At 41.6% G+C, this 8,101-nt stretch carries 7 protein-coding genes and 1 pseudogene; 2 read left to right on the top strand and 6 right to left on the bottom strand.

What is annotated here, in order from left to right; genetic code table 11:
* Positions 1 to 64: 64 nt before the first annotated feature.
* The 3 genes from Q1V93_RS03480 to Q1V93_RS03490 form a co-directional block, all read right to left on the bottom strand.
* Positions 65 to 2,518 carry a hybrid sensor histidine kinase/response regulator gene (locus Q1V93_RS03480; protein WP_300661492.1) on the bottom strand — a complete coding sequence of 818 codons (2,454 nt, stop codon included), beginning with the start codon at positions 2,516 to 2,518 and terminating at the stop codon, positions 65 to 67.
* A 280-nt stretch (positions 2,519 to 2,798) separates the two neighbouring features.
* Positions 2,799 to 3,872: a glycosyltransferase gene (locus tag Q1V93_RS03485; protein WP_300661494.1), complete on the bottom strand. Its 1,074-nt coding sequence runs from the start codon at positions 3,870 to 3,872 to the stop codon at positions 2,799 to 2,801.
* Between the two features lie 4 nt (positions 3,873 to 3,876).
* Positions 3,877 to 4,752 (bottom strand): hypothetical protein, encoded by an 876-nt coding sequence (locus tag Q1V93_RS03490; protein WP_300661497.1) that lies wholly within the window; start codon positions 4,750 to 4,752, stop codon positions 3,877 to 3,879.
* 46 nt (positions 4,753 to 4,798) lie between these two features.
* On the opposite strand from Q1V93_RS03490, the gene ruvC reads away from it, so the two are divergent.
* Both ruvC and Q1V93_RS03500 read left to right on the top strand, forming a co-directional pair.
* Positions 4,799 to 5,356 carry a crossover junction endodeoxyribonuclease RuvC gene (ruvC, locus tag Q1V93_RS03495; RefSeq protein ID WP_300661499.1) on the top strand — a complete coding sequence of 186 codons (558 nt, stop codon included), beginning with the start codon at positions 4,799 to 4,801 and terminating at the stop codon, positions 5,354 to 5,356.
* Entirely contained in the window at positions 5,353 to 6,063 is a 711-nt protein-coding gene (locus Q1V93_RS03500) for a hypothetical protein (protein ID WP_300661501.1), read from the top strand. Before ruvC ends, Q1V93_RS03500 begins: the two co-directional genes overlap by 4 nt.
* On the opposite strand, the gene Q1V93_RS03505 is transcribed toward Q1V93_RS03500, so the two are convergent.
* The 3 genes and pseudogenes from Q1V93_RS03505 to Q1V93_RS03515 all read right to left on the bottom strand — a co-directional run.
* Entirely contained in the window at positions 6,044 to 6,424 is a 381-nt protein-coding gene (locus Q1V93_RS03505; protein WP_300661503.1) for a DUF4296 domain-containing protein, read from the bottom strand. The two genes, Q1V93_RS03500 and Q1V93_RS03505, sit on opposite strands and share 20 nt — an antisense overlap.
* Complete coding sequence (locus tag Q1V93_RS03510) at positions 6,421 to 7,758, bottom strand: dihydroorotase (protein ID WP_300661505.1); 1,338 nt, start codon at positions 7,756 to 7,758, stop codon at positions 6,421 to 6,423. Before Q1V93_RS03510 ends, Q1V93_RS03505 begins: the two co-directional genes overlap by 4 nt.
* A pseudogene (locus Q1V93_RS03515) lies at positions 7,758 to 8,101 on the bottom strand (polyprenol monophosphomannose synthase); the annotation flags it as partial. The gene Q1V93_RS03510 and the pseudogene Q1V93_RS03515, both read right to left, overlap by 1 nt.

Here is an 8,101-nt window from a genome sequence, read left to right on the forward strand (position 1 = left end):
ATTCGTAATTCGTAATTCGTAATTCGTAATTCGTAATTCGTAATTCGTAATTCGTAATTCGTAATTAATACAAAATACTATCAATCGCCTTTTCCAATTCCGGCAAAACAGCTTCTATCTCTTTCGCTTCAAACGTTTCAGATTCTGTCTTCAATTTCATTTCCAGTCTTCTCAACTTGTTAGCCAGCTCCTTCGCCCCCATTTGACCGAATCTTCCTGCCAAACGATGAACAACCAAGAGCAATTCCGCCTGATTTCCCGTTTTCAAAGCTTCATCAATGGTCTTCAAATCTGCTTTTGAATCAGTAATAAATTGGTCCTTGATTTCCCGGAAATCGTTCTCGTCCGGAATGAGTGCTCTGAGTGAGGTAAAATCAAAAGGTGCATTTTTCTCTGAAATCTCCCAAATCGGTTCGTAAAACTCATGGCTTTTGAACGGCTTCAACACAATTCCATCAAAACCGCTTTTCAGGAAGAGTTCTTTTTCTTCCAGTAATACCTGGGCGGTAAGCGCAACAATTTTCACCTCTTTGTGTCCGCGTTTCCGGAGTTGGTTACATAAATCAATTCCGCTGATTCCCGGCATCCTCACATCGGCAAAAATCAATTTCACACGTTCGTCCCAGGGAGCTTCCAATAAATCTTCCGGATGATTAAAACTGCGGAATTCCAGTTCCTTTTTTGCCAGCAAATGCTCACACAATTTCAAAATCACCGGATCGTCATCCACTACCCAAATCACTCCGTCAACCTGAAAAGCAGCTTCTACTGTTTTTTCAAGCGCTTCCTGTTCGCTTTTCACTTTCTCAAAGCAAAAGCGGATGGCAAATTCCGTTCCTTCACCCAACCGACTTTTCACCTGTAGCTTTCCCTTCAATGCTTCTACCAATTCTTTCACAATACTCAGTCCCAAACCGGTTCCGGATTGAACAGGAGCATTTTTTGCCTGTTCAAATTGCTGAAAAACCACTTTCAAATCAGCAGCGGTCATGCCGATTCCGGTATCCGAAACAACAAAATCCACATCCAGTTTATTCGCGTGCTCCGTCATTTTCACATCAAAAGAGACCACTCCTTCCTGCGTGAATTTCACCGCATTGTTCAGCACATTGATCAGAATCTGCTTCAAACGGAAAGGATCCGAAACGATCCAGGAACCGGTTTCCAACTGATCGGCATGAAATTTCCATTGAATTCCCTTATGCTGACATTGAAAAGCAGATAAATCAACTACTTCAGCAAGAACTTCCTCCAAATCAAACGCCTTTTTGTCAATCGCGAAATTTGAAGAAGTAATGCGTGAATAATCCAGAATCTCATTCACCACCTGCAGCAAATGTTCCGAAGCACTCGAAATGACTTCCACCTTAGAAGAATCGTATTTTCCCTCCTGCAACAACAATTCGGAATATCCTACAATGGTCTGAAGCGGCGAACGAATCTCGTGACTCATATTCGCCAAGAAGCGCTGTTTTGCCTGGCTGTGAAATTCTGCTTCCGCCCGAGATGCTTCCAATTGTTTCCGGTAACGGTTGAACTTCGAAATATCTCCGATGATAAACACAATCAGGACGAAGGCTACCAAAACAAAAATCAAGGTCAGTATTTTTGTAAATGAAATGGTTTCGCGGGCAATTTGAATGGAAATTCCCGAGTTGATTTCGGTATCGAGCCGCTCTTCATTCTTCACTTCATCAATCAATTCCAATAAGCGGTTAAACAAAATTTCATTGCTTTTGATCAATATCAATTCTTGCCTTTGGAGGAATCTCCTTCCGGTGTTTCGTTCTAATTCAACCTGGTCCAGTGAAATGCGGATATTTTCGAGAATACTGTCTTTCTTTTGCGCAACGGCCAGTGTATCGACATGTACTTTCAGATTTTCTTCAATAACAACATAAGGCTTCAACTCCTTCTCAGCTTCTTTTTTCTTTCTGAAAAACCGCTTCTTCTCCGGTTTTACTTCCCTGGGAGTCGGATTGTAATAAGTCGTGGTTTTTGTTTGCTTTTCGGTCGTCACTACATTCGTATCCACTTTGAGGTTCTCCTGGTCGATCTTATCTGCCAATTCTTCAAACTGGCGGTCTACTCTCCCGTTATTCAGGTAATTGTAGCGGATTTTTAAATATTGCTCAAAAAGCTTGTTTCGCTTGTTAAAAATAGAATCTACCTGAATCAAACGTTCCACCTGTGTTGGGTCCGACGCAAAAGAATCTTTCAGTTGATTGAGTTTTTGGGAAATCTGCCCGATGCGCGTATCGTAATTATCCGAAGTCTTATAGCGATTCTGCAAAGCCTCTACCCGGTAAAAATCGTTCAGCCGGCTAAGTTCCATCTGGAGATCATTCAAAGCATTCAGCCGGTTGTTGGGTTTTGTCAGATTCTCCACCACATTGTTGATGCGGTCAAATGCACTCCGGTTGACAATCCAGGTGAGCAGAGAAACACACAAAACCAAAGCAAAGGCCAGGACGAGCTTACCACGGGCTGTTTGAGTAAATCTTTTAGAATTTTCCAAGCGTTGTTTTTTAGTTCAAAAGGTTCAAAATTAATTCCGATTGCTATCTGGACTTCGAACATTCAAACTTTATGAACGTTGTCTCAAAAATACAGAGAATAGAAAGGGGTAATTATTAAAAAGACCTAAATAATCGCTCGTAATGTGTTCTATGCGGTTAAAACTATCTCATGCAGATTTCACGGATTGTTTCATTCATCTATGTGATAATAAATTTTAAAAACACCTAAACAATCACTCCCCATGTGTTCTATGTGACCTTTGTGGTTATTACCAGAATTTACCTCCCTTTCCATTCCGGTTGGGAAACCATCAAGTAAGCAATCAACGCAAAGAGATAGACAGGATAAAACAGTTCGAATAAGCCCAAACCGATCAAATCGAAACGTGTAGGCTGTTTTTTATCCATTTTCACGAGCATGAAATCCATTCCGAATTTGAATGCAGCTAATAACAAGGTCAACCAATAAACTCCGGCGAAAAAAGTAATGACCAGCAATAAGAAATAGTACAAATGCAATCCGACTGCCCAGATTCCCAGGAAATTATTCAGATGATCGGCCACATGATTTGTTTTCCCAAGCCAGCGAACCCGTTGTTCCATCACTTCCGAAAGCGTTTCCGGGGTTTCCGTTTTCACTTTCAGCGCTTCACTCTCTACAATTTCTATCCGTTTGCCCGAAGCGCGAAAAGCGCGTAGTGTATAGATATCGTCTCCGCTCAGAATGTGATCGTGATCTTCAATATCGTCTACCTGATCAAAACTGGAAACATGGATCAACAAATTCGCGCCGCTGCAATTAACCGGTCTCGCCCATCCGGAGATTCCTTTATTCAGAAGATTTGTAAACAGGTATTCGATCGTGAAAAAAGATTGCCACCACTTTTTCCCTGTCATTTCGACGGGAAGAATGATCAACTCAGCTTCCGGCAACATCAGCATCGACTTCATGTAATCTTTCCCGAATACCACATCGGCATCCATCGTCAGGCAATACTCCGTGCGCACATGATCCATTCCAAAACGAATGGCGCGCTTTTTTCCGCGTTGTTCTTCCGGTAAATGCAGCAAACGAATCGGGAACTCATCCATTTTATGAAACAGCTCCAAATACGAATCCGACGAGTGATCATTGACAAAAATCCATTGTGCGGGTTGATATTTCTGACCGTAAATGCTTTCCATAAAAGCTTCGAGGTTGTGCGATTCGTTCCGGAACGGAATGACAACCGAAATTTCATCAATCGCCATCATTTTCTTTGTGCTGCGGCTGACTCTTAAGCGATTCACTCCGAACAACAAAGTCAGAATCGAAAGCATATAAATCAATACCCAGGAACCGAACAACCACATACCTTTACTTTTTTCTTTTTGGCAACCAAATAAAACTACTCATAAATGCCGGTAAAGCGATGTTTATGAGGTAAATAATAATACTTGACACGATGACATCCGGAGCAGAAACCATGCTTCCTGAGAACACGAACAAAGCCGCCGTTTCGCGGATCAAAACCTTTCCCGACCACAAGGATGGTATGAATGACGTGAACAAATAAATCAACCAGACATTGATCAGTAAAAACCAAAAGTCTTCGTAGCCAAAAGCCACGAATAAAAGCACGTATTGCAAACTAAAAACCACAAAGCGAATCAGAGAAAAAGCCAGGAAAGGCCATTTCAGATCCTGGTATCTTCCGCGAATACTCTGAAGCCTTCGCACAAACGTATAAGAACTTCTTTTTTTAGGAAGCAGGTAATCGCCGTAAAAATACCCGGCAAGAATGAACAATGACCCGGAAGCCGTTGCAATCCAAAGCGAATTGGAATTTCCATAGCTTACCAAAGCAGCAAAAAGACCGAATAACAAGGTGGGAATTAACTGACTGAGATTTGCCAATGCCGTTGAAAAAATGATGTAAATGGTTTCGCGTTTCCGGAAGAAAATCAAGCGTCCGAGGAAATTTCCCCAACCATTCGGAGACATGAATCCGGAAGCAACGCCTGCCCAGAATGCATTTTTAACCAATTTCAGTTCCACATTCAGAGGCCTGGTAATCCGTTTCCATTTCAGGAATTCCAGCCACAAATTCGGAACAAGCAGCAAAAAGGCTAAAACCAGGGCCCACCAATGTTTGATTTCCAACCCGGTTGCATGTTCCCAATCCACTTTGGACAATTGAACATACAAACTCCAAATCACGGCAACAAACACCAATAATTTGATGAATGTCATTAAACCAGCTCGTTTTTTAGTAGTTTTAAGCTCCTCTTTCATTTGCATGGCCGAAGATAAAATAATTTTAGGGATTGACCCCGGAACAACGGTGTTAGGATATGGTTTAATTCATATTAAGGGCACGAAAATTGAGATGCTCAACTTTGGAATTATTCAATTAAGTAAACTCGACAACCAACCGGATAAGTTGAAACGGATTTTTGATCGGATTGATGGCTTGATGGAAGAATACAAACCCGATGAAATGGCTATTGAGGCTCCTTTTTTCGGGAAGAATGTGCAATCCATGCTGAAACTGGGACGCGCCCAGGGAGTTGCCATTGCAGCTTCACTCCGAAGAAATATTCCTTACGAAGAATATACACCCAAACGGATCAAACAAGCAATTACAGGAAATGGTAATGCGTCGAAAGAACAGGTTGCAGCCATGCTGCAAACACTTCTGAAATTTGATGAACTTCCGAAATATTTGGATGCAACGGATGGTTTGGCAGCAGCTGTCTGCCATCATTTCTCGAAAGGAATCGGTGAAAACAACAAAACCAAAGGAAACAGCTGGACCAGTTTTATAAGTAAAAACCCGGATAGAAAAATCAGATGAAAAAATTCGCATTATCCCTTACACTTCTTTTTACACTTGTTTCTACCGCTAAAGCTCAGGAGGTTTTCGAATGGTTTGAAGGATCTTGTTTATTCAAAGCCATTATCGACAGCTCCAAAACAAATTATCAGCAAGTTCAAAATGCACATTATACCTTGATCCAGGCTTCAGACCTGAGTCAGCCGTTTTTGGCATATCAACCCAAAGACACCGCATATCTGAAGGTGAAAAACATCCGTTTCGAGTGTGACAATTTTCTGAAGGAACTGGAACAGATGGAATATCCGAAAGGATCCTATTGGATAACTATCAAAAAGGCAAAAATGGCCGATTTAAAAGAACAGTGTCTTTTGAGAGAAAAAGCCGTTATTGCACTTACCGATCCGAAAGCGTTGAAAGGAGCGCCATACAGCAAAGAATGTTCCCGCTATGTGGCAGCATTGGAAAAAGGCGGAAAGACCTTGTTGAACCTTTGGAAAGAAATTCACGACAAGGAAGTTGCCGAAGCTTTATATCCGGAACCGATTATCCAGGCTTTTGAGAAAAACTGGAACAGTCCGGAGAAGGAATTATGGGCTAAAATAGAAGTGCTGCGTTACGGTTGGTGGAATTGTGTTGTTCAAAACCAAAAAACATGGTTCAATGAAACACTTTATCATTCCGAATTCAACAAATTAATGAGTCAGATTACTTCAAACTGTCAGTAACAACAACCGGCTGTTTCTTCTGCATTTCGATGGATTCTTTCTGCAGGCGTTCCATGACTTTATCGAGTATTTCTTTGTATTCCAACTGATTACTGTTGTAGTAAATAAACGATTCTTCGTACTGCTTTTCAGTAATTCCCTTTGATTTCAGGTAATACCTTCCGGACGCGGTCATTACTTTGTAATAACGATTTACCGTTGAATAGGTACTTTGAATATGCCCTTCCAAAATGAGCATATCCGTCATGATGTCGACCATCTGTTCTTTCGGAATCAAATTGTCAGGCTCATCCAAACCTTTTAATCCTTCATCACACGATTGAAATGCAAACAAAAGCAATATGAAGGCCGCAATTCTCATCGGTTGAATGCTAAACGTTCTCCGCTTTGAACTCCTGTCAATTGTCCGTTTTCGTAAACGATTTCGCCGTTTACAAAAGTCTTTTCCACGGAAGATGAAAAAGTCGTTCCTTCGAACGGCGACCATCCGCATTGGTAGAACAGAGAATCTTTCGTAACAGTTGTTTTCTTGTTCAGATCAACCAATACCAAATCTGCAAAGTAACCTTCACGGATAAATCCACGGTCTTTGATCTGGAAACAAATTGCTACCGCATGCGCCATTTTTTCAGCCACACGCACCAACGGAATCTTACCGTTTGCAGACGCATCCAGCATGGCTAATAAGGCGTGCTGAACCAACGGTCCGCCAGACGGAGCCTGTAAGTATTTTTGTTGTTTTTCTTCAATTGTATGCGGAGCGTGATCCGTTGCGATCACATCAATCCGGTTGTCTAAAAGTGCTTGCCAGATTTGCTCTCTGTCTACAGCTGTTTTCACCGCCGGATTCCATTTGATCCACGCACCTTTGTTGTCATAATCTGCATCCGAGAACCACAAGTGATGCACACAAGCTTCTGCCGTAATGCGTTTTTGTTCCAACGGAATGTCGTTGCGGAAAAGTTCCGTTTCGATTCCTGTTGAAATGTGCAGAATATGCAAACGCGTATTGTTCTTTTTAGCTAATTCAACCGCTTTGGACGAAGACAAATAACATGCTTCTGCATTTCTGATCAGCGGATGGGCCGACATCGGAATATCTTCTCCGTATTTTTCTTTATACAACTCCAGGTTCTGACGGATCGTAGCCTCGTCTTCACAATGTGTTGCAATCAGCATCGGAACATTGGCAAACAAATGTTCCAGGGTATTGGTATTATCCACCAGCATGTTTCCGGTAGAAGATCCCATAAAAATCTTCACTCCGCACACGTTTCGGATATCGGTACGCATAACTTCGTCGTAGTTGTCGTTCGAAGCTCCCATGAAAAAAGAGTAATTCGCAGGAGAAACTTCTGATGCACGTTGGTATTTCGCTTCCAAAAGCTCTTGTGTCAATGTATTCGGAACGGTATTCGGCATTTCCATGAAAGAAGTAATTCCTCCTGCAACCGCTGCTCTGGATTCCGATTGAATGTTTGCTTTATGCGTTAATCCGGGTTCTCTGAAATGTACCTGATCGTCGATACATCCGGGAAGTAAATGCAATCCTTCACAATTGATTTCTTCTACCAAACCTTCAACGGAAATAGAAGGGGCAATTTTCGAAATGCGTTTCCCTTCAATCAACACATCGGCTACAAACTCTTTTCCTTCGTTTACAAGTGTTGCACCTCTTAATAAAATCGTTGTCATTACACCTTCAAATTTCTCATTTTCCAAACTCCAAAGAAGGCTTCTTTGAAAATACTTGACGACATTTTGGACTCTCCGAATTGTCTGTCAATGAATGTAATCGGAACTTCGATGATTTTAAATCCTTTGCGTTTTGCCGCATATTTCATTTCGATTTGAAACGCATATCCCTTGAAATGAATATTGTCCAGATCGATTGCTTTTAAAACCTTGTTGGAGTAACACATAAATCCGGCTGTTGTGTCGGAAATTCCGATAAAAAGAATCATTCGCACATAAACCGAAGCGAAATAAGACATCAAAATTCGTCCCAAAGGCCAGTTTTGAACCTTTCCTCCTTTTG

The sequence above is a fragment of the Fluviicola sp. genome, assembly GCF_030151805.1.
Classification (GTDB): domain Bacteria; phylum Bacteroidota; class Bacteroidia; order Flavobacteriales_D; family Crocinitomicaceae; genus Fluviicola.